This is a genomic window from Microcoleus anatoxicus (genome assembly GCF_042465725.1).
Lineage (GTDB): Bacteria > Cyanobacteriota > Cyanobacteriia > Cyanobacteriales > Microcoleaceae > Microcoleus > Microcoleus anatoxicus.
In genome coordinates this window covers 2244985-2264535 of sequence record NZ_CP120853.1, presented here as the reverse complement: position 1 = coordinate 2264535, position 19551 = coordinate 2244985, and the positions used below count along the sequence as shown (strand labels likewise).

The window sequence follows — 19551 nt, the reverse complement described above, 5'->3', positions numbered from 1 at the left end:
CTTTGTGTGTGTAGCCCCGAATTATATTCGGTGGGGTCAATCGATTTTAGATTGTAGATTTTATATCAAATCCGTTGACATCGGAATTATTAATCTCTCTCTCTTCTCTTCCTTCGCGTCCTTTGCGCCTTCGTGGTTAAATCATTCCGATACAACCGGAATTGATATTAGATTCCAGAATGCGACCCCACTGATAAATACGGGAGTTTATGATGAGGATATGGAAACACGAATTTTAGGATTAGATCCAGGCTTAGCCAACCTCGGCTACGGCGCAATTTCTTGTCACATCGTCCCCGGAAAACAAGATGAAAACATCGTTTCCCTGATTGACTGTGGCGTAATTCAAACAACACCAAAACAGGAAATGGGACAGCGCCTCAAAACAATTTACGAAGATTTGCACTCCGTAATAGAACAGGTAAAACCAGATGTAGCCATAGCCGAAAAACTCTTCTTTTACAAAATGGGAAATACCATACTTGTAGCCCAAGCGCGGGGAGTATTGACCCTAGTATTAGCCCAGTCTGGAGTACCACTGTTCGAGTTTACCCCAGCCCAAATTAAAAAAGCCTTAACTGGGCGCGGGAATGCTGATAAATCGGAAGTGCAAGAAGCCGTAGCGCGGGAGTTAGAATTAGGTTATATTCCGAAACCCGATGATGCTGCTGATGCTTTAGCCGTAGCTTTAACAGGTTGGTATGATGATGATATTTGTCCGAAAAAAATAGCATTACAAACTGCCAAAAGTTAATCTTATCTTCCTTCTGTACTGACTCTGACAGGAATTACGCACTTTTCAGACTAAATTCCTGACTAAGAAGTTATTGGGGAAATTTGCCTTCTCTAACTTCTAGGGAATAATCTTTCACAGCTTGAGTAATTGTCGATCGCAAATTGGCATAAGCTTTAGCAAAAGGCGGCTGTTTTTCCGAAAGCCCTAACAAATCGGAAGTAACTAACACTTGTCCGTCGCAGTGCGGGCCCGCCCCAATACCAATGGTGGGAATAGTTAATTTTTGAGTAATGCGATCGCCTAAATCAGCGGGAATATGCTCTAATACTATGGCAAAAGCACCAGCTTCTTGAAGCGCGATCGACTCTTGCAAAATCCTCTCTCCCGCTTCCACAGTTTTTCCCTGTTTTTTGTAGCCAAGTTGGTGTACAGACTGCGGGGTTAAACCGACGTGTCCCATCACCGGAATTCCGGCAGATGTCAGTTGCAAAATAGTTGCTATCATGGCTGGATACCCACCTTCTAATTTTACAGCTTGAGCACCAGTTTCTTTCAACACTCTGCCCGCTGAGTGCATCGCTTGCTGGACACTTTCTTGATAAGTTAAAAATGGCAAATCCACCACAATTAAGGCTTCTGTCACACCGCGACGTACTGCTTTTGCGTGGTGTAGCATTTCATCGAGAGTTAGCGGCAGTGTTGTCTCGTAGCCCAATATAGGCATTGCGAGGGAATCGCCCACGAGGATGATATCTACGCCGGCTTGGTCTATGAGTTGGGCGATCGCATAATCATAGGCTGTCAGCGCGACAATTGACCGCCGTTGTTGTTTCCATTGAATTAATTGATGAGTAGTGACTGGCATTTTAGTGCAAAAATATAATATTATTTCTGGGTATTACTTATGATATCAAATCTTGGTTCGTTAACTCCTAGTTAACTCCTTGATTATTCGGCGATTGAAATCGCTTCTACACAAACGAAGTCCGCCTGCGCGAACTAAGAGGGGAAAATGATCTGGATTTTACACCCGAATATAACTTTGCATTCCCTCTGCTGGTAAAACAATCAACCGCTGATTTTTCAAGTCCGGTTCTAAACCCAAATCTTCGAGGGGAATTAAGCCGATTAAAGGTTCTTCTCCTGCGGGAATTTCTACACAATCATACCTGCCTTCCCGGCCAGCTACGGCAAGACTGACATTTTTGAACAGACGAAATTGTCTAGATCCTATTGCTGTATTTCCCTGGATTTCACCAACTAGGGTTAAACCTAACTGACAGATTACAATAATAACCCCTCAATTTCCTGTAACACTTCTGCTAACGTGGGTGCGGAAGAGGCAACAATATTTTTTTCACTCTCTTCATGCTTATGGTGAGGTAAATTAGGTAAATTCAACTTAGGTTTATGGTCAGCATTATCATAACGAAAAATTAGATTTTCCGACGAATTAACATAGTGATATGAATACATATCCCGCTCAACTTCTGTAATTACATAGACAAACTCGCGCCCAGGAAGTAATGAGCCATCGGGAAAGTAAACCCTCCCCCGCAAAAACCCAGTATAACTATCACGTTTGGCTTCTGTCAGTTGAAAAGACTCAACTGCTGTACAAGCAGCAATAGCCTCCCGAATGTGCTCAAAATACTCCTCTATGAACAAACTATGCCTCCCTCATTTCACTAACTAATTGAGCTGCGGCTAAATCGGCGGTGATTGTGGCGACAGTGCCATACCGCCGTGACTGCGGCGTTACAAAAAATTCAATACTGTTTAATTCCCTAGCATTATCTTGCAATCTCTTCAGCATCCTAGATTCACCAATCCACTCATCAAAGTCGGGACTATGATGTAATTCATCATTGCTAAACTTGCTCAAAAACTCTTGAGTGGAGAATTGATATTGAGTTTCAAACTCTCTCAATCTCTCCTCAGTGACTCTAATTCCATCAGTTAGTAATTGTAACTCTTTAGTAATAGCATCTGTGATGAAACGCAGGATTGAGTCTGGGCGTTCACAGATAATTTTGATCTCAGCCATTCTTGTGACTCCTTTTGAAGCTTAGATTATTATAACATTTGTCTAGACTTTTTATATCGGTGCGCTGAGCGAAGTCGAAGCGTCGAAGGGCTTTCTTCCTTCTTCCTTCTTCCTTCTTCCTTCGACTTACTTCCAACCCAACCACCTTAACAAAGGCACAACCAAATAATGACTAACTCCCAAACAAAGCCCGATCGCACTTCCCAACAAACCAAAAAACGCCACAGCACCCCAAACTTCCCACAAGCCCAGTGTAGCGCTAGACGAGGCAAAACTTTCCAAGAAACTCCCAGGAAAAATGCTCAAAGCATTCAGAAACAAAAACACCCCAGTAGAACACACAGCCACCACCAAAGCGTGCACCAATTGGTGACTCCGCAAACCCATTCCGATCGTTAAAGTGGCGATCGCAAAACCACCCAAAATAATCCCCTGCACCCCACTAGAAGCACTCGACTCCAACCAACACAAACCAGCTAATAAATAGCCTTGAACTCCCATTAATCCCGATAGCCAATACTGTTTTTGTTGGCGAAAACTGCCCGCATCTGTCAAACCGATCGCAGTTCCCAACCCCGCAAATCCAAACAGCAGCACCTCCGGCCCCACAGCGAAAGTCATGTTAGGAATTAATTGATGCAAACCTTCATTCAAAAAACTGGCAATTTCCGGGCCAATAGGCGAAGCATAACCCAAAACTAAACCGCCGATCGCCCCCGCACTTCCCCCAATCCCACCGAGCACCATTTCCCAGCCCGTATCCAGAGAAGCTACCACAATTTGGGCGATCGCCCCAAACACAAAACCAGTCAGGCTGACAGTTTTTTGCGCCCCCACCACCAATACTTGCCTACAGAATTTCAGCATAGCTTGACTGCTAGGGGCGAGCGCCATTCGTCCCTGATTCCGAGTAGAAATCTGCCTCAAACGTTGGCGAACATCCCCAGCCGTCGCCGGACGCTGCTGCACATCCGATCGCACCATATCATCCAACAAATTAGCAAAAGCCGGGGCGATCGGCGAAATATGCCGCCACCGCAACTCCCCAGTCATCGGATCTTCAATATCCGCCGGATACTTCCCCGTCAGCAAGTGAATACAAGTCCGCCCCAAGGCATAAAAATCCGTCGCCGGGCCCACACCGCCCCCAACAATTTGTTCCGGCGGGCTATACCCAGGGGAAATCAACCGCGTCGAACTCGGAGAATCATTCCCCATTGGTGCCACACCACCCATTTGTTTAACACCGCCAAAGTCGATCGTCACCAACTGCAATCCACCCAAACCGTTAGCCAGCAAAAGTTGTGGCGATTGTGGCATCCGCAGCATCAAATTGCTCGGTTTAATATCGCGGTGAATAATCTGGCATCTATGCAACTCCTCTAAAATTTCCACAGCTTGACTAAGCCAACTAAAAACCCATTCTGGCGGACAACCTTGGGGGTGCTCATCCAGAATATCTTCCAAAGTTTTACCGTGAATCTTTTCCATTACCAAACAAGGAAGCCTGCGCGCGGCAGCATTTCTCTCCCCAACCAAGTTTTGCATTTGCGCATGAAAATAACCCTCAGCCTCCACTCTGGGGACACCGGGATTGCGCAAAATTGCTAAAACCCAAGCTTCTTGCTCGAATAGTTTCACCGCTTTCGGCGAAGTTTCCAGCAATACTTTGAGCACGCGCTCGGTTTGAGATTCTGTATCCCAAACCGTGTAGATAGCGGCAAAACCGCCTTTACCCAAAACTTGTAGGGGCACATAGCGATTTTTCAGTCGCAGCGGCCCTCCGCAACTCTGACAAAAATTGTTGCCCCAAGTCTGAGGGTAGGGCTTTGGGCAATCTGGATTAATGCAGTGGACAGATTTTGAATGGGGGTGTGGCACAACCAGAGTAGAAATGGGGCTAAATATCCATTAAGACTTACGACCAGCTATCCCAGCAACCGGGTTGACATTCCGGTTCAATTGCTGTAAGCAGGTTTTTGAATTTAAGAAACTTGGCATCGCGCAAGTCCTGTCCATATTATGTGCTATGGTTTGGATTTTTGACGGTGGAAGACAGTAGTTAGAGATTGGGAATTTGCGGTTTGAGATTTTTTGAGGGCAGTTGAGTTCGATCGCGCGATCGAACTCAACTATCAACTATAATTTTAGGTATTTCTAACTAACTCTCCATTCCCTTTCTTTATTCTTTCTCTCCTAGATAACCAACTTTTTTTCCTGATTCCGTCTATCTTGTTCCCTCTCCCTTCTGTTGCGATCCCCAAGCATTATTCGTACCTTTTGTTTAATAAGAGATGTTACAAATAATTTCTTAATGTAAAGGTAAATAAACAATACTTATGATGATTAAAAGAATATTAAAATTTTAGAGCACCACTTTCTTGATATATTTCTAAGAGCCTGCCATCAGGCCCCAAAATTAAGCGAATACTAGGAAGCGAGATATGGCTTACGCGCAAACCCAAACTCAATCCAAGGCTGGGTATAAAGCCGGAGTTCAAGACTATAAACTAACGTATTACACACCGGACTACACCCCGAAAGATACAGATATTTTGGCGGCTTTCCGTGTTACCCCACAACCAGGAGTTCCCCCAGAAGAAGCCGGCGCTGCTGTGGCTGCTGAATCTTCCACCGGTACTTGGACAACAGTGTGGACCGACCTCCTCACCGACCTCGATCGCTACAAAGGCCGTTGCTACGACATCGAGCCAGTCCCTGGCGAAGACAACCAATACATTTGCTTCATCGCTTATCCTTTGGATTTGTTTGAAGAAGGTTCCGTCACCAACTTGCTCACCTCTTTGGTTGGTAACGTGTTCGGTTTCAAAGCCCTGCGTGCTCTGCGGTTAGAAGACTTGCGGATTCCCATTGCTTACCTGAAGACCTTCCAAGGTCCTCCTCACGGTATTACCGTTGAGCGCGACAAATTGAACAAGTACGGCCGTCCTTTGCTCGGTTGTACAATTAAGCCCAAATTGGGTCTGTCTGCTAAGAACTACGGCCGTGCCGTTTACGAAGTTCTACGCGGCGGTTTGGACTTCACCAAAGACGACGAAAACATCAACTCCCAACCATTCATGCGTTGGCGCGATCGTTTCTTGTTCGTTCAAGAAGCTATTGAAAAAGCTCAGGCAGAAACCGGCGAAGTCAAAGGTCACTACCTCAACGTCACCGCCCCCACCTGCGAAGAAATGATGGAACGGGCTGAATTCGCCAAAGAAATCAAAACCCCCATCATCATGCACGACTACCTCACCGGTGGTTTCACTGCAAACACCACCTTGGCCAAATGGTGCCGTCGCAACGGTGTTCTGTTGCACATCCACCGCGCCATGCACGCCGTTATCGATCGCCAAAAGAACCACGGTATCCACTTCCGCGTACTTGCCAAGTGCTTGCGGATGTCCGGTGGCGACCACCTGCACTCCGGTACAGTTGTGGGCAAACTCGAAGGCGAAAAAGGCATCACCATGGGCTTCGTAGACTTGATGCGCGAAGACCACATCGAACAAGACCGCGCTCGCGGTATCTACTTCACCCAAGATTGGGCCTCCATGCCTGGTGTCATGCCAGTTGCATCCGGCGGTATCCACATCTGGCATATGCCAGCCTTGGTGGAAATTTTCGGCGACGACTCCTGCTTGCAGTTCGGCGGAGGCACCTTGGGCCACCCTTGGGGTAATGCACCTGGTGCAACAGCTAACCGCGTTGCTTTGGAAGCTTGCGTCCAAGCACGTAACGAAGGCCGCAACTTGATGCGCGAAGGCGGAGACATCATTCGCGAAGCTTGCAAATGGAGCCCTGAATTGGCTGTTGCTTGCGAACTTTGGAAAGAAATCAAGTTTGAATTCGAGGCAATGGATACCGTTTGATGATTTTGGGTTTGCGATTTTAGGTTTTAGGTAGCAAACTTGCTGGGAAGTCTTTATCTTAGAAGAAGATTTACAAGTAAGTTTGCATCCAAAATCTAAAATCCACAATCTAAAATTTGAGGGAGCTGGGGTCAAATGGATCTCAAACAAGTTGCGAAAGACACCGCTAAGGTGCTGGCAAGTTACCTAACCTATCAATCCGTGCGGATTGTGATTGCTCAATTGAGCGAAACCAATCCTCCTCTGGCAATCTGGTTGAATGAATTTTCCACTAAGGGCAAAATCCAGGATGGAGAATTATACATTCGAGAGTTGCTATTGGAAAATCAAGATTTAGGATTTCGGATCATGACTGTGCGAGAATATCTGGCCCACGATGTGACAGAGTTTTTGCCTGAAATGGTTCGTACTGGCATTCAACAGTCAAATATGGAACACAGACGCCAGCATTTGGAGCGAATTACGCAACTTAATTGGTCTGTGGCTACCAGCAATCCTGAAACATCCTCAATAGATTCTGAACCGAATCTAGATAATTTGTCGAGTTAATCGATCGCACGAGTGCGAATCGAACACACACCTTAGAGATAGAAAAATGAAAACTTTACCTAAAGAGCGTCGTTACGAAACTCTGTCCTATTTGCCCCCGCTGACAGACGCGCAAATTGCCAAGCAACTGCAATACATCTTGGATCAAGGCTACATTCCCGGCGTAGAATTCAACGAAACCTCTGCCGCTGAAATGCGCTATTGGACTCTTTGGAAGTTGCCTTTGTTCCACGCTCGCAGCGTCCAAGAAATCATGACAGAAATCAACGCTTGCCGTCAAGAAAACCCAGCTTGCTACATCCGCGTCATGGGTTTTGACAACGTGAAGCAATGCCAAGTGCTCAGCTTCATCGTCCACAAGCCTAACACCAGAGGCTACTAAAAAGGATTGGCTGGCTAATCTAATTTTGAGATTAACAGTCATTGCTGATTTGAGGTGGGGAATATTCCCCACCTCTTTTTTATTGTAGCTATTGAGGAGACGGCAATGCCGTTTCCCTACCTCATAATCAACAACCGTCTTAATAGCCTGATTGAAGGAGCGCTCCAGAGAGCAAATCCGTTAGTTTAAGTGTAATCGCCCATTGGTGCAAATAGGTTCTATCTAAGCGCTCCCCTTGCACTTTCAAAACTCCCAAGACATCTCTCCACTGCTTTTGGGAACCGCCAGGAATTAGTTTGTAACAACTGAGTTTTTGTAAGACAATATCTTCAGGGGAGTAAATGTAGATTCCCTCCTCTTTTAAACCACTAACAACATGAAGCTGGCGGCGATTCATCACCGAAGTGGAAAAAGGGTCATCGGTACTCATCACAAAAATATCCACTTTCTCCATAGAAGGCAAGTATATCACATTGAAAGATGATTCACGAGGTGCTATTTTTGACTTAGTAATTGCTTCAGCCACAGCCGACTCGCTGATATAAAACTCCCTTGACATGACATCAATTAGCTGAGGTGCTATTCGTGCTTCCAAGTCTATCACTAAGTCCAAATCTTGGGTAGACCTGTTCTCTCCCAGCAACGAACTCGCCACTGAACCACCAACCACATAGGGAATATTCAGTGGCAACAAAATGTCAGCTATTTTCCTCGCTAACTCAATCGGATCTGCAATCACGAGCTGCTCCCAATCTTTGGTGTCTGATAAAACTTCGAGCCACTCAAAACCCAAGCACCTTTTAATAAATTCTTGTCGAACTTTTGTCTTGGTAGCATTGGGATACTGGCTCTCTATTCCTAATATTGCCATCTTTCGGACCGATCGAGCAAAAGCGCAAGTCCGCTGTACTTTTTGTTGGGGCGTTAACTGTCGCAATAGCTGAAACATCAGCACATCAGCCTCAATGCTGGTATCAATTGATTGTGGCTTGTATCCTGACTTAACTATAACTGTTGGTATTGGTGGCACGGTTCAATCTCGCTTCCATGCTTAGATTCCACAATTATATTACAGAATGGCACTTCGACTACGCTCAGTGACCGTATAGCGTTGGCGACTGTTATATAAACCTAATCTATCCTTTCCATCACAATCCCATCAACTATTTCATAACCCCAATTAAAATGTCGATTTGCGAACTGCTGGGCCATATCATATTCACCCAAATTGCAGAGTTCAACTAATTTTTGATATCCTTCATCTTTCTCTCGCTGCAATCTTGACCGCCGCAGTTGTTCTCGAATTTCGTCCGAAGGATTTCGGCGTTCTTCCCCCAACGGATTGATTTCGCTAATTCGTTTCATATTCGCCTTCTAAAAAGGAATTGATTCCACTATTTCACCATCTACTATTTCGTAGCCCCAATCTGGATTAGCAGCAATTTGTTTTTCAATTATACTGCGACCAAGAGGAGTATTGTAAGCTTTTTGCAAAGCAGAAATACTAGGAATTTCGGCGGGGATTGGTGATGCTTGCTCGGCCAGTTTGGGCGGTTCGGGAATCGCCTCAGATGTGGCTTGATTCAGGGCAAATTGTGGCGCGATCGCCCCTAATTTCCGCATCACGCTATCCTTGGTGATTTGCGGTTTTTCGTTGAAGGAAGACGGCATATATGGTGTGTCAACCCCCTGCTGTTTGGCTTGGAAAGCATCCTCCGCAAGGCGATCGCACTTTCGCAAAAAACCCTCCCACAAATCCTTACCCACAACCGGATTTCTCAAATCAGCACGAGCCTTAGAAACCGCTGCTTCCAGCGGTTCACCTTTGTGCACGTAATATTGAATTCGCTCCTCTTCAAAAGCCGGATAAGGCACTTCTGGTGCAATTTCCCAATCTCGCTGCACCTTCTGACTTTCTCCTAAAGGAATGCCAGCAATAAATTCATCCCAAAAAGTCGAAGCTAAGCCCTTAGTAAGGCTATCAATAATTTTGAAAGCCCAGCCCGAAGGATTACCAAAACCCAAGTTGCGTTCTCGAGCATAGGCTTCTAAAGCCCGTTGAAAATTGTGCAGTTCTTCTTGGGAATTCCAAGGGCCACTAAATTGGTAATTTGGGGTGACAGCAACAGCTATAGGTTTACGGGGCTGACCGAAGAATTTGTCTGTTTTAATGCTAGGACTAGATGAAGCATTATCGGCAACTATTTCTACAGGATAATTGAGACTCTTCGGGAGACTTTGTGTTATACTATCTTCAGGATTGACTGTCAAATAAATATTTAGTTTTGACTCAAATTCATCAATATCAGCCCATAGTTCTAGGCTTTCACTGTGAGGATTTGGGAGCTTTTCTTTCAATAAAAAACGCTCTTTTAATTGCTGCCTCGCGATAGCCTGTTCTGCGGCATTTAAACCAGTAGCTTTTTCAATTTCAGCCGTTTTAGTTTGCACCCAACCATCAGGATTAGTAAGTTGAGATTGCCATTGAAATAATTGACATAGCAAAATACTAGCCGAGACACCGCCAGTAATCTTCGCTAACTTGGGATAATAGATTAGGGGATTTCCGAGATTTCCTAAAAATATGCCTATCTGCATTTTATATATTCTCGTTTAACTACTCATGGACTCAAAAACCGCAGAACCTAACAAACCGGGTTTTTGGTGATTTTTGGGTGGTGTGATATCAAATCCTCTCTTCATCTGAATTATTCAGAACTCTATTCTCTCCCTCTGTGTCCTCTGTGTTCTAGTAAGGTTAAATCATTCCGATGTAACCGGAAACAATATGACAAAGTAGGTTGATAAAAACCAGGTTTCTCGCCACCCACAGAATCTCAGAAACCGGGTTTTTTGTAATTTTTGGGTGGTGTAACGAAGTATGTTCGTAAAAACCAGGTTTCTCGCCACCCACTAATATAGCTTTACAGTTTATAATCAAGAGGCTCGCAAAACTCATTCACCCCTGTTTTAAATACATAAATAATCACCGCAGTTATCAAAATATCCGGGCAAACTTTCGCCGCCAACAAATCTCCGAAGGCTGCATTCAAACGTCCATTTATCAACTCTTCTTTAATCTCAGATTTGCAAATAGCAACGCGGCATCTTTTGGCTAATCCGTCTAGCCAATTTTCAGAAATATTCGGTTCTTGTCCGGCTTGAATTGCCAGAGATATCGCTGCATCTTCGATATTTCCCTCGCAATCTTCGATTTCATCTAGGGCCTTCAATGCTTGGGAATAGGCTGCTAACTCTGAGCGAAATAAAGCAATTTCTTGGGAGGTAATAACGACCATATTATGTTACTATTTTCTCTATTTATTGGACACTTTTAGGAGTTAAAGTCGATAGTATACCACTTTTATTTTGGGATTTGTATCATTTTTAGCAACGGACTCTTCGACCAGTTCCACAAATAGTTAATGGTGCATCTGTGTTTTGCAAATATATTCTTAGGGGCGAAGCATTCCGGCTGTAAATCTCTGGCGCGAGCTAATAAATTGTCTGCCGGAATGCTATAGCCCATACAAAATCGGGATGCTCTATCGAGAACTTTATTCCTTAAATATCAGGACTAACATCCTGACTACCAACCTAATTTAAACTTTCGGTTGAATATCTTCCTCTTTCTCCTTCTCCTTCTCCTTGACGGGAGATTCATCCTCAGCTTGACTCACCCCTTCCTTAAAACTCCGCAAGGTTTTTCCCAAAGCATTTCCCAACTCTGGAATTTTCTTGGGACCGAAAATTAGAATAGCTACTACCGCAATAATGCCCATTTCGGGCAATCCTAGACCAAACATAGATTCATCTCCTGTAAAACTTGCTCGCTCGCCCGTCGATCTTACTGATATCCTTAAAAGTATCTACCTTTGTTCCTGCATCCTGCAACAGTTGAATAAAGTTTTGTTAAGCCGATCGCCCCATAAATCAGAATGTTAGAAATATCCAAGCCTTCTCTACGAGACCAACAACACTACCTCATCCGCGAACTAGCCGATCGGATAGAATCAGTATGGCGTCGGTACCTCGACCTGGAACCCTACCACCTGCCTGCTGAGTTGGGATATGTGGAAGGGCGTTTGGAAGGAGAAAAACTGATCATCGAAAACCGATGCTATCAAACTCCCCAATTCCGTAAAATACACCTAGAACTGGCCAAAGTCGGCCCCTTGCTGGATATCCTGCACTGCGTAATGTTTCCCAGACCAAATTACGCTTTGCCCATGTTCGGTACGGACATCGTAGCAGGTAAAGGCCAAATTAGCGCTGCGATCGCCGACCTTTCTCCCCTCAATGCCGATCGCACTTTGTCCGAAACCTACCGTACTCCACTGCAAACTCTGCCCGTCAACCAGTTTTCCTGTCCCCGCCAAATTCCCGAATGGGGCGATATTTTTTCAGAATTTTGCCTATTTGTGCGCCCAGATTCCCCAGAAGAAGAAAGTCGATTTCTGGACATAGTTGAATCCTACATGGAAATTCACTGCAAACTGGCAGTAGCCTCAGAACCAGTTTCTGTCGCCGAAGCATCGAAAATTCTCGATGCTCAAATTTACTACTGCACCCAGCAGCAACAAAACGACAAAACCCGTCGCGTGTTGGAAAAAGCTTTCGGTCAAGATTGGGCAGAACATTACATGACCGAGGTGCTTTTTGATTTCCCTAAATAGCTAAAATATGTTCACAATTACTTGCGGGAAGTCGGACGCTTAGTACCTGTTTTTGTAGAACTCTTCGATCCACTTTTACTTGCACTCTTACCTTTTGCCCCCTTAGCACCTGCTAACTGACTGTCATTGTCATTTGCAGGTCTGCCAGCGGCAGCTCTAGTAGTTCTGAAAGTGACATTCACTCCTTCATTCGACTGTTCCAGCACCAACATCGGCGTCGGTTTCGCCTTTTGGTCCCATTCAATGTGAACGATGCGACCTTGAATTGTGGGCTGCCAACTGTCGTGGTCGTCGGAAGGGCTCAGGTAAGTTTCCAAACAGTCAATAATTTGATTAATTGTCGCCGATGTTGCCTGAGTCGGGAGTTTCATCAACTTAATTTGAATCCGAAACAGCACTCGCTTTTCGATTTTTACCGCCGGATCGCCAGTTTCGTATTCGATATCAAACATCGAATCCACTTGTCTGCCACTGCCGGCATTCCCAGTTTTATCTCCTACACTACCCTGAGTTGGACGCAGAGCAATACTAATTTTTTCTTTGACTTTTACCTTAATTTGATTCACAATGGCAAAGTGAAAAACTTCTTCCGCCATCCGCATTCTCAGGTAGTCTAAATTAAAGTCTCGTGAGTGGATGAGGTCTGGATTTTTTTCCATTTTTGACAGGGTTTCCAGAGCCATTTTATATTTTTTCTGGAGTTCTCTATTTCTAAATTCCTCAAAAGTGAGCTTCTTGCTCAAACCATCCATTTTTATTTTGCTAAACACCGCTAAACCGACAAGTAATAACAACAGTAATCCCGATGCTCCCATCAAGATTTGATCGGAGGCTAAACCTCCTGGCTTAGCCTGTTTGGGCTTGGGAGAGGCTACTGCCAACCTTGGTTCTACAAGGATTATTTTGGTTGACATGGGCTTTTAAAGGGTAAAATTTGACGTTATATTTATAGAATGCCCCTGAGTGGAGATGACATTGCAACTCGCTGGTTCGAGCCACCTTGACTTCTTTCTACCACAATCTTTCTACAATTGGATTTCTACAACTCGAACGGGCACCCTCTAATTAATACTTTATCTTTAACTGCAAGCAGGTTCGCGAAATCTCGGAAAATTGCACCCTTGTACTGGCAAAAAGCGATGGTAAATAATGTGTGATATATTATACCAATACCCGCAGAAAAAATGTTTTTTCAGCAGAGCGGTTTCTCGAAAACATCAGTGAATTTACATAGATTAATAGTAATTCTCCGATCGCTCCTAAAAAATTTTGAGGAGCACAATCGATCGCCCGGACGATCGTAGCGCCCAAAAGACTTAGGTACTAAATGCTACGAGTTCTTCGTTCCACTCAGTTCGCCTCCAGAGAACTTGCTTTGAAAGTTGAGCTATGGTGCGATCGAACCACATCTCCCAAGTTAACATAACACCCATATTCGATCGTGACCTACGAACCCCTCCACCACAAATATCGCCCCCAGACTTTTGCCGAATTAGTAGGCCAAGAGGCGATCGCCCAAACCCTCACCAGCGCCATCCTCCAAGATCGCATAGCACCAGCATATCTATTCACAGGCCCCAGAGGCACCGGTAAAACCTCTAGTGCTCGAATTTTTGCCAAATCCCTCAACTGTATTTCTACGGGTGCCCCAACCCCCACACCATGCGGCAAATGCAACGTTTGCCAAGAAATAGCCAGAGGTTCCACACTAGACGTAATCGAAATTGATGCCGCCAGCAACACAGGAGTCGATAACATCCGAGATTTGATCGAACGCGCTCAATTTGCCCCCGTACAATGCCGCTATAAAGTATATGTAATTGACGAAGTTCATATGCTCAGTAACCAGGCATTTAACGCCTTATTAAAAACCCTAGAAGAACCACCAGACAATGTAGTATTCGTCCTCGCAACCACAGACCCTCAAAGAGTCTTACCAACAATTATTTCCCGCTGTCAAAGATTCGACTTTCGGCGCATAGCCCTCGATGCAATGACCGCCCACTTGCATAAAATTGCCAAATTAGAAAATATCAACATAGCCAGCGACGCAGTATACATGGTTGCTCAACTCGCCCAAGGAGGACTGCGAGATGCCGAAAGTCTGCTAGACCAACTAAGTTTATTTCCCGGTGAAGTCACCGTCGAAAAAGTTTGGGATTTAGTCGGCGCAGTCCCAGAAAACGACTTAATGGAACTGCTAGAAGCTATTGACAAAGACGATGCCACAGCCTTAGTAGACATGACCCGTCACCTGATGAATCGCGGTCGAGAACCGCTCATAGTTCTTCAGAATTTAGCCAGTTTTTACCGAGATTTGCTGATAGCAAAAGCAGCACCAACACGCTCAGATTTAGTAGCTTTAACCTCAGCCACTTGGGATAAACTTGTCAAGTTTGCAACTCATTGGGAGAGAGAGTTAATTTTAGCGGGTCAGAAACACTTGCAAACCCATGAAGTACAAATTAAAAACACCACTCAGCCCCGTTTATGGCTGGAAGTAACATTATTGGGATTATTACCTTCAGCAATTAGAACTCAGCCACAACCAGTAAATCAACCAGCACAAATTCACCCCCCCCAACCCCCCCTTGCTAAGGGGGGGAGTCAGATATCTCATATTGCAGATTCTGCAATGCCGAATGTGCAACCTCCTCCGACGACTCCGCCACCTATGGCTAATCCCACAGAAAACACATCCACCGCACCGATTCGAGAATCTATACCGACTGCTGACACCACAAATTACCCACCAATTAATTCCCCTAGGGAAATCGATCTAAATCAAGTGTGGGAACAGGTACTGACTCGCGTGCGCCCCCACGGTACTCAATCCTTGCTTCGCCAACACGGACATCTGGTGAGTTTTAGCAATGATGCGGCGGTGATTAAAATTAATTCGCCACAGTTGCTCAAGATGGTTAAAGACAAAGTAGCTAATATTGAAGAAGCTTTTTTGCAAATTTTTAACCGTCGAGTCACGGTGCAATTGGGCTTAAAAAATTCCACTGAAACTAATAGTTTAGAACCAAAGAATTTCCCAAATTCTAACGGACGTATGGGGGGAAATTCTCGAAATTATACTCCGGTGGATGATGGGAATCAACAGGTACAAAAACCGGAAATTTCAGAGGATTTTTCGAGGAATAGGGAAGAAGCACAAAAACACTCGCCAGCCCCTGAAAATACTAGCTCCAAGCTGTCAAATGCTTCGGAACCAGTGGGGGGGCAGACTAAGGGGTCGATCGCCTCTGGGAATGATTTAAATGCTCAAGCTGTGGCGGTGCGGGCAGATGCCCAAGATGTAGTCAATTCTGCTGGGGTGTGGGCTCAGATGTTTGATGGGGAAGTAGTGGATTTCTCGGATGGCTTGGAGGTTTGGGAGTCGGAAACTTTTACATGGGAATCTGAACCGGATTTACCTGCGTTGTCTTCTGAGTCAGATGAGGATGATTTAATTGATTGGTAGTTGGGAATGGGGAATAGGAAATCAACAGGCTCTCCGGCTTGTTCCACGATAGATTAAGTTTATGGTGGAATAGGCCGGAAAAGCCCGCCGATCAAAAGCTGATTGACAATACAAAAACTTTTAAGCCGACTCCGGCTTAGGTAGCGAAGAGGGAAGTATCAACAACTCAGCAGTCGATCGCTTCTCCACCATTTCCTTCGTAATCATACAGCGCGTCACATCCTTGCGCGACGGCAACTCATACATCACATCCAACATCAACTCTTCGACAATTCCTCTCAGTGCCCGCGCCCCAGTTTTGCGTCGGTATGCTTCCTGGGCGATCGCCCGCACAGCATCCGCCTTAAACTCCAACTGCACATTATCCATTTTTAGCAGCTTTTGATACTGCTTAACCAAAGCATTGCGCGGTTCCGTCAAAATCGCCATCAGCGTCTCCTCATCCAAAGGATCGACAACCGCCGCCACCGGTACCCGGCCAATAAACTCAGGAATCATCCCAAATTTCACCAAATCATCCGGTTCCAGTTGCTTCAGGACATCGGCGGCCCGCTTTTCCTTCGGCACAGCTTCTCCGGGCTGAATAAAACCCATGGACTTTTTGCCCGTTCTCTGCTCTACCACTTTATCCAAACCGACAAAAGCGCCACCGCAAATAAACATGATATTGCTGGTATCAATTTGGATGCAGTCTTGATAGGGATGCTTGCGCCCGCCTTGAGGTGGTACATTGGCGATCGTCCCTTCCAACATCTTCAACAGCGCCTGCTGCACCCCTTCCCCTGAAACATCCCGCGTAATCGAAGGATTTTCGCTCTTCCGGGCAATTTTGTCAATTTCATCAATATAAATGATGCCGCGCTGCGCCTCTTCCACATCCATATCTGCCACTTGCAGCAAGCGCAACAAAATATTTTCCACATCTTCCCCAACGTAGCCCGCTTCCGTCAGCGTCGTGGCATCAGCCACTGCAAACGGTACATCCAGCATATCTGCCAAAGTCTGAGCCAGCAGCGTTTTGCCACAGCCCGTGGGCCCGATTAACAGAATATTTGACTTTTGCAGTTCTACTTCTTCCGGTGGGTGCTTGCCACTATTTTTGCTATGAATAAAACTGAGACGCTTGTAGTGGTTATAAACTGCCACCGACAACACTTTTTTCGCCTCATCTTGGCCGATCACATTTTCATCGAGGTAGTTTTTAATTTCCCTCGGCTTGGGAATTTGACTCAGAGACAGGCTTTTCCCGGAAGTAGTGCGACGCTTTTGGCTGGTTTCCGGCTTTGGAGGTACTGCCGTCGCGGCCGGCACGGCGGTGGAGTCAAACAACTCCTCATCTAAAATTTCATTGCACAAGTCAACACATTCATCGCAGATATATACTGCTGGGCCTGCGATCAACTTGCGTACCTGCTCTTGAGACTTGCCACAAAAGGAACATTTTAGATGGGAGTCGTATTTAGACATAACAGCCTCTTAATTCAGTGCAGTGACATTCTCTCCCGCGGCCGGAAGGTTTTCCTTAGCTATGACTTTATCGACCAATCCGTAATCTTTAGCTTCTGCCGCTGACATGAAAAAGTCGCGATCGGTATCTGCCTCTAATTTATCGATCGGTTGACCTGTGTGGTGCGCTAACAGTTCATTCAGCTTACGCTTATGATAAAGGATTTCTTTGGCTTGAATCTCAATATCTACTGCTTGACCTTGGGCACCACCCAGGGGCTGGTGAATCATAATTCTCGAACTGGGAAGAGACATCCGTTTACCCGCGGCTCCCGCTGTCAACAGAAATGCACCCATACTTGCTGCTAAACCATAACAAATTGTCACCACATCCGGGCGGATTTGTTGCATTGTGTCATAAATTGCCATGCCGGCCGTCACCGAACCACCGGGGGAATTTATGTACATTTGAATGTCTTTTTCTGGATCTTCGGCGTCTAGAAACAGTAGCTGAGCCACTATGGAATCTGCCACTTCGTCAGTTACAGGGGTTCCTAAAAACACAATGCGCTCCCGCAGCAAGCGCGAGTAAATATCAAAGGCTCGCTCGCCCATCCCCGACTGTTCGAGTACCATTGGGACTACGTTGCTGGGGTGGTCGCTGACCTCAAAATTGTTAGAGCTTGTAATTAAGTAGTTGGAAGATTGAGATACAACCATAAGACACCAGTCAAGGATTATAGACTTTTTACGGCTGATTAAAGCTTGAAATTAAGCCGCCAGCTTTTAACTATTATGCCCTGTCTAGACTGAGATGGGGGAATTGGGGATTGGGAATGGGGAATTGGGGACTCCCCTGGCCCCCCTTTTCCCTTCTAGCTTCGGGTGCTAGTTTTCTCCTACTACTTCTACTTCAACAGTTGTGGATGCTTCTGAAGTTTCTTCATCATTTTCATCTTCATCTTCATCTACTACCGGAGTCAGAGAACCTTCTGGTAAGAGTTCGATTGTCCCCTTTTCTTCCAACCATTTGATGGTTTTTTGTTTGAGCAAATCTTCTCGGACAAATTGCTGCAACCTTTCGGGGTCAAAATCTCCTTTCGGAAACTGCTTTCTGACGCTAGCTACTTCTGCTGCTACTTCTGCTGGTTCTACAGACAAAGATTCCAGCTTGGCTATTTCTGCTAGAGCTAGAGACTGCTTGATGCGATGGATGGCTTCTGGACGGGAGCGTTCCCGCATCGGTCCCATGTTTTCTTCAGTAAACAGTTGGTTGATATCTATGCCGTAATTTTTCAATTGGGCTGCTTGTTGGTTCAGCAACAACTCGATTTCGCGTTCTAGCATTGTTTCGGGAATTTCCACTTCTATTAGCTGCACTAGGGCTTCTAATATTGCTTTTTCTTTGTTCCCTGAAGTTTTGCGCTCTTGGTCTCCTTTAAACCGAGTTTCTAGGGACTCGCGCAGTTCGGCCAAGGTTTCAAACTCGCTAACTTCTTGGGCGAAATCGTCGTCCAACTCCGGCAATTCTTTTTCCTTAAGTTCTTTGAGAGTAATCGTAAAGACTGCTGGTTTTCCGGCTAATTCTTCACTGCTATACTCGTCAGGAAACTGTACAGAAACTTCTCTGGTTTCTCCCGGATTCATGCCGATCATGCCTTGGATAAAACCAGGTACAAACTGATTTTCAGATAATTCTACTTGAAAGTCTTCTGCTTGACCGCCGGGAATTTCTGCGGGAGTTTCGCCTTCTGGCGCATCTGCAAATCTGCCGGAGAAATCAACTAAAGCCATATCTCCTAATTGAGCTGGTCTGCCTTCTATGGGGATTAAAGCAGCTTTGTCCGATCGATATTTTGCCAATACCTGATCTACTTGAGCCTCATCGTACTTAGCTTCTTCTGCTTGAAGTTGCAAGCCTGTGTACTCACCCATTTTCACTTCTGGTTCTACGTCAACCTTAGCTGAGAATGTCAATGGCTGTTCCGGGTCAAACTTAGACAGTAACTCTTCAAACTCGGTGCTGAGTTCAAAAGTGCCAATGGCTGCAATTTTTTCTTGTTCCAGGGCTTTTTGTAGGGAGTCATTAATCAAGTTTTCCAAAGCCGTCGCCTTCAATCGAGTTTGACCTAGGCGCTGTAGCAAAACTTGGCGGGGAACTTTGCCTTTGCGGAACCCAGGAATGTTAATCTCGCGAGCAAATTGTTTAATTACTTGCTCGTAGGCTTGTTTTGACTTTTCTGATGGTACTTCGATTTCCAGACCAATTTGGCTAGCTGGAAGTTTTTCCTGGGTTACTTTCATCGGCTTCTTTGATATTTAACAATAGTGATATAAAATACATACAAATCTGACTTTGCCTGCATTTTAA

The 19551-nt window shown here is 45.3% G+C and carries 19 protein-coding genes; 6 read left to right on the top strand and 13 right to left on the bottom strand.

Annotated features, from left to right (window positions below; all coding sequences use genetic code 11):
* Positions 1-220 precede the first annotated feature (220 nt).
* Positions 221-754, top strand: a complete 534-nt coding sequence (gene ruvC / locus P2A85_RS09820; RefSeq protein WP_341738039.1) for a crossover junction endodeoxyribonuclease RuvC — start codon at positions 221-223, stop codon at positions 752-754.
* Positions 755-824: 70 nt separating this feature from the next.
* Here the strand turns inward: ruvC and panB are convergent, their stop codons facing one another.
* The 4 genes from panB to P2A85_RS09800 all read right to left on the bottom strand — a co-directional run bounded on the left by panB (position 825) and on the right by P2A85_RS09800 (position 4664).
* Positions 825-1601 (bottom strand): 3-methyl-2-oxobutanoate hydroxymethyltransferase, encoded by a 777-nt coding sequence (panB, locus tag P2A85_RS09815; RefSeq protein ID WP_377479166.1) that lies wholly within the window; start codon positions 1599-1601, stop codon positions 825-827.
* Between the two features lie 419 nt (positions 1602-2020).
* The gene (locus P2A85_RS09810; RefSeq protein WP_377479162.1) at positions 2021-2404 is read right to left on the bottom strand and encodes a DUF6516 family protein; all 384 of its coding nucleotides are present in this window, start codon (positions 2402-2404) and stop codon (positions 2021-2023) included.
* Position 2405: 1 nt separating this feature from the next.
* Complete coding sequence (locus P2A85_RS09805; RefSeq protein WP_377479160.1) at positions 2406-2783, bottom strand: hypothetical protein; 378 nt, start codon at positions 2781-2783, stop codon at positions 2406-2408.
* 126 nt (positions 2784-2909) lie between these two features.
* On the bottom strand, positions 2910-4664 hold the full coding sequence (locus P2A85_RS09800; protein ID WP_377479157.1) for a serine/threonine protein kinase: 1755 nt from the start codon (positions 4662-4664) through the stop codon (positions 2910-2912).
* Positions 4665-5227: 563 nt separating this feature from the next.
* Between P2A85_RS09800 and P2A85_RS09795 the strand changes: the two genes are divergently transcribed.
* From P2A85_RS09795 to P2A85_RS09785, 3 genes are all read left to right on the top strand, one after another.
* Positions 5228-6658 carry a form I ribulose bisphosphate carboxylase large subunit gene (locus tag P2A85_RS09795; RefSeq protein WP_340550040.1) on the top strand — a complete coding sequence of 477 codons (1431 nt, stop codon included), beginning with the start codon at positions 5228-5230 and terminating at the stop codon, positions 6656-6658.
* Positions 6659-6793: 135 nt separating this feature from the next.
* Entirely contained in the window at positions 6794-7207 is a 414-nt protein-coding gene (locus P2A85_RS09790; RefSeq protein WP_096830664.1) for a RuBisCO chaperone RbcX, read from the top strand.
* 46 nt (positions 7208-7253) lie between these two features.
* On the top strand, positions 7254-7589 hold the full coding sequence (locus P2A85_RS09785; protein WP_096830663.1) for a ribulose bisphosphate carboxylase small subunit: 336 nt from the start codon (positions 7254-7256) through the stop codon (positions 7587-7589).
* 139 nt (positions 7590-7728) lie between these two features.
* Here the strand turns inward: P2A85_RS09785 and P2A85_RS09780 are convergent, their stop codons facing one another.
* From P2A85_RS09780 to P2A85_RS09760, 5 genes are all read right to left on the bottom strand, one after another.
* The gene (locus P2A85_RS09780) at positions 7729-8619 is read right to left on the bottom strand and encodes a hypothetical protein (protein ID WP_377479153.1); all 891 of its coding nucleotides are present in this window, start codon (positions 8617-8619) and stop codon (positions 7729-7731) included.
* A gap of 101 nt (positions 8620-8720) precedes the next feature.
* Positions 8721-8954: a hypothetical protein gene (locus P2A85_RS09775; RefSeq protein ID WP_377479151.1), complete on the bottom strand. Its 234-nt coding sequence runs from the start codon at positions 8952-8954 to the stop codon at positions 8721-8723.
* 9 nt (positions 8955-8963) lie between these two features.
* On the bottom strand, positions 8964-10187 hold the full coding sequence (locus P2A85_RS09770) for a hypothetical protein (RefSeq protein ID WP_377479148.1): 1224 nt from the start codon (positions 10185-10187) through the stop codon (positions 8964-8966).
* Between the two features lie 326 nt (positions 10188-10513).
* A complete protein-coding gene (locus tag P2A85_RS09765; protein ID WP_340519102.1) occupies positions 10514-10888 on the bottom strand; it encodes a hypothetical protein in 375 nt (124 codons plus the stop codon).
* Positions 10889-11191: 303 nt separating this feature from the next.
* Complete coding sequence (locus P2A85_RS09760; protein ID WP_340519101.1) at positions 11192-11395, bottom strand: TatA/E family twin arginine-targeting protein translocase; 204 nt, start codon at positions 11393-11395, stop codon at positions 11192-11194.
* Positions 11396-11527: 132 nt separating this feature from the next.
* On the opposite strand from P2A85_RS09760, the gene P2A85_RS09755 reads away from it, so the two are divergent.
* Positions 11528-12265, top strand: a complete 738-nt coding sequence (locus P2A85_RS09755) for a phycocyanobilin:ferredoxin oxidoreductase (RefSeq protein ID WP_340519100.1) — start codon at positions 11528-11530, stop codon at positions 12263-12265.
* Positions 12266-12282: 17 nt separating this feature from the next.
* Here the strand turns inward: P2A85_RS09755 and P2A85_RS09750 are convergent, their stop codons facing one another.
* Positions 12283-13179 (bottom strand): hypothetical protein, encoded by an 897-nt coding sequence (locus tag P2A85_RS09750; protein WP_377479145.1) that lies wholly within the window; start codon positions 13177-13179, stop codon positions 12283-12285.
* Positions 13180-13706: 527 nt separating this feature from the next.
* Between P2A85_RS09750 and P2A85_RS09745 the strand changes: the two genes are divergently transcribed.
* Entirely contained in the window at positions 13707-15734 is a 2028-nt protein-coding gene (locus P2A85_RS09745) for a DNA polymerase III subunit gamma/tau (RefSeq protein WP_377479142.1), read from the top strand.
* Positions 15735-15854: 120 nt separating this feature from the next.
* Here the strand turns inward: P2A85_RS09745 and clpX are convergent, their stop codons facing one another.
* From clpX to tig, 3 genes are all read right to left on the bottom strand, one after another.
* Positions 15855-17201 carry an ATP-dependent protease ATP-binding subunit ClpX gene (gene clpX / locus P2A85_RS09740; RefSeq protein ID WP_340519097.1) on the bottom strand — a complete coding sequence of 449 codons (1347 nt, stop codon included), beginning with the start codon at positions 17199-17201 and terminating at the stop codon, positions 15855-15857.
* A 9-nt stretch (positions 17202-17210) separates the two neighbouring features.
* Positions 17211-17900 carry an ATP-dependent Clp endopeptidase proteolytic subunit ClpP gene (clpP, locus tag P2A85_RS09735; RefSeq protein WP_341738006.1) on the bottom strand — a complete coding sequence of 230 codons (690 nt, stop codon included), beginning with the start codon at positions 17898-17900 and terminating at the stop codon, positions 17211-17213.
* Between the two features lie 168 nt (positions 17901-18068).
* Positions 18069-19484 carry a trigger factor gene (gene tig / locus P2A85_RS09730; protein WP_377479138.1) on the bottom strand — a complete coding sequence of 472 codons (1416 nt, stop codon included), beginning with the start codon at positions 19482-19484 and terminating at the stop codon, positions 18069-18071.
* Positions 19485-19551: the final 67 nt, after the last annotated feature.

Bases quoted from the DNA above. Each gene is read 5' to 3' on its own strand.
- panB (WP_377479166.1), bottom strand. From the start codon at position 1,601: ATGCCAGTCACTACTCATCAATTAATTCAATGGAAACAACAACGGCGG.
- P2A85_RS09785 (WP_096830663.1), top strand. From the start codon at position 7,254: ATGAAAACTTTACCTAAAGAGCGTCGTTACGAAACTCTGTCCTATTTG.
- P2A85_RS09755 (WP_340519100.1), top strand. From the start codon at position 11,528: ATGTTAGAAATATCCAAGCCTTCTCTACGAGACCAACAACACTACCTC.
- P2A85_RS09765 (WP_340519102.1), bottom strand. From the start codon at position 10,888: ATGGTCGTTATTACCTCCCAAGAAATTGCTTTATTTCGCTCAGAGTTA.
- ruvC (WP_341738039.1), top strand. From the start codon at position 221: ATGGAAACACGAATTTTAGGATTAGATCCAGGCTTAGCCAACCTCGGC.
- P2A85_RS09760 (WP_340519101.1), bottom strand. From the start codon at position 11,395: ATGTTTGGTCTAGGATTGCCCGAAATGGGCATTATTGCGGTAGTAGCT.
- P2A85_RS09805 (WP_377479160.1), bottom strand. From the start codon at position 2,783: ATGGCTGAGATCAAAATTATCTGTGAACGCCCAGACTCAATCCTGCGT.
- P2A85_RS09750 (WP_377479145.1), bottom strand. From the start codon at position 13,179: ATGTCAACCAAAATAATCCTTGTAGAACCAAGGTTGGCAGTAGCCTCT.
- clpX (WP_340519097.1), bottom strand. From the start codon at position 17,201: ATGTCTAAATACGACTCCCATCTAAAATGTTCCTTTTGTGGCAAGTCT.
- tig (WP_377479138.1), bottom strand. From the start codon at position 19,484: ATGAAAGTAACCCAGGAAAAACTTCCAGCTAGCCAAATTGGTCTGGAA.
- P2A85_RS09795 (WP_340550040.1), top strand. From the start codon at position 5,228: ATGGCTTACGCGCAAACCCAAACTCAATCCAAGGCTGGGTATAAAGCC.
- clpP (WP_341738006.1), bottom strand. From the start codon at position 17,900: ATGGTTGTATCTCAATCTTCCAACTACTTAATTACAAGCTCTAACAAT.
- P2A85_RS09790 (WP_096830664.1), top strand. From the start codon at position 6,794: ATGGATCTCAAACAAGTTGCGAAAGACACCGCTAAGGTGCTGGCAAGT.
- P2A85_RS09775 (WP_377479151.1), bottom strand. From the start codon at position 8,954: ATGAAACGAATTAGCGAAATCAATCCGTTGGGGGAAGAACGCCGAAAT.
- P2A85_RS09770 (WP_377479148.1), bottom strand. From the start codon at position 10,187: ATGCAGATAGGCATATTTTTAGGAAATCTCGGAAATCCCCTAATCTAT.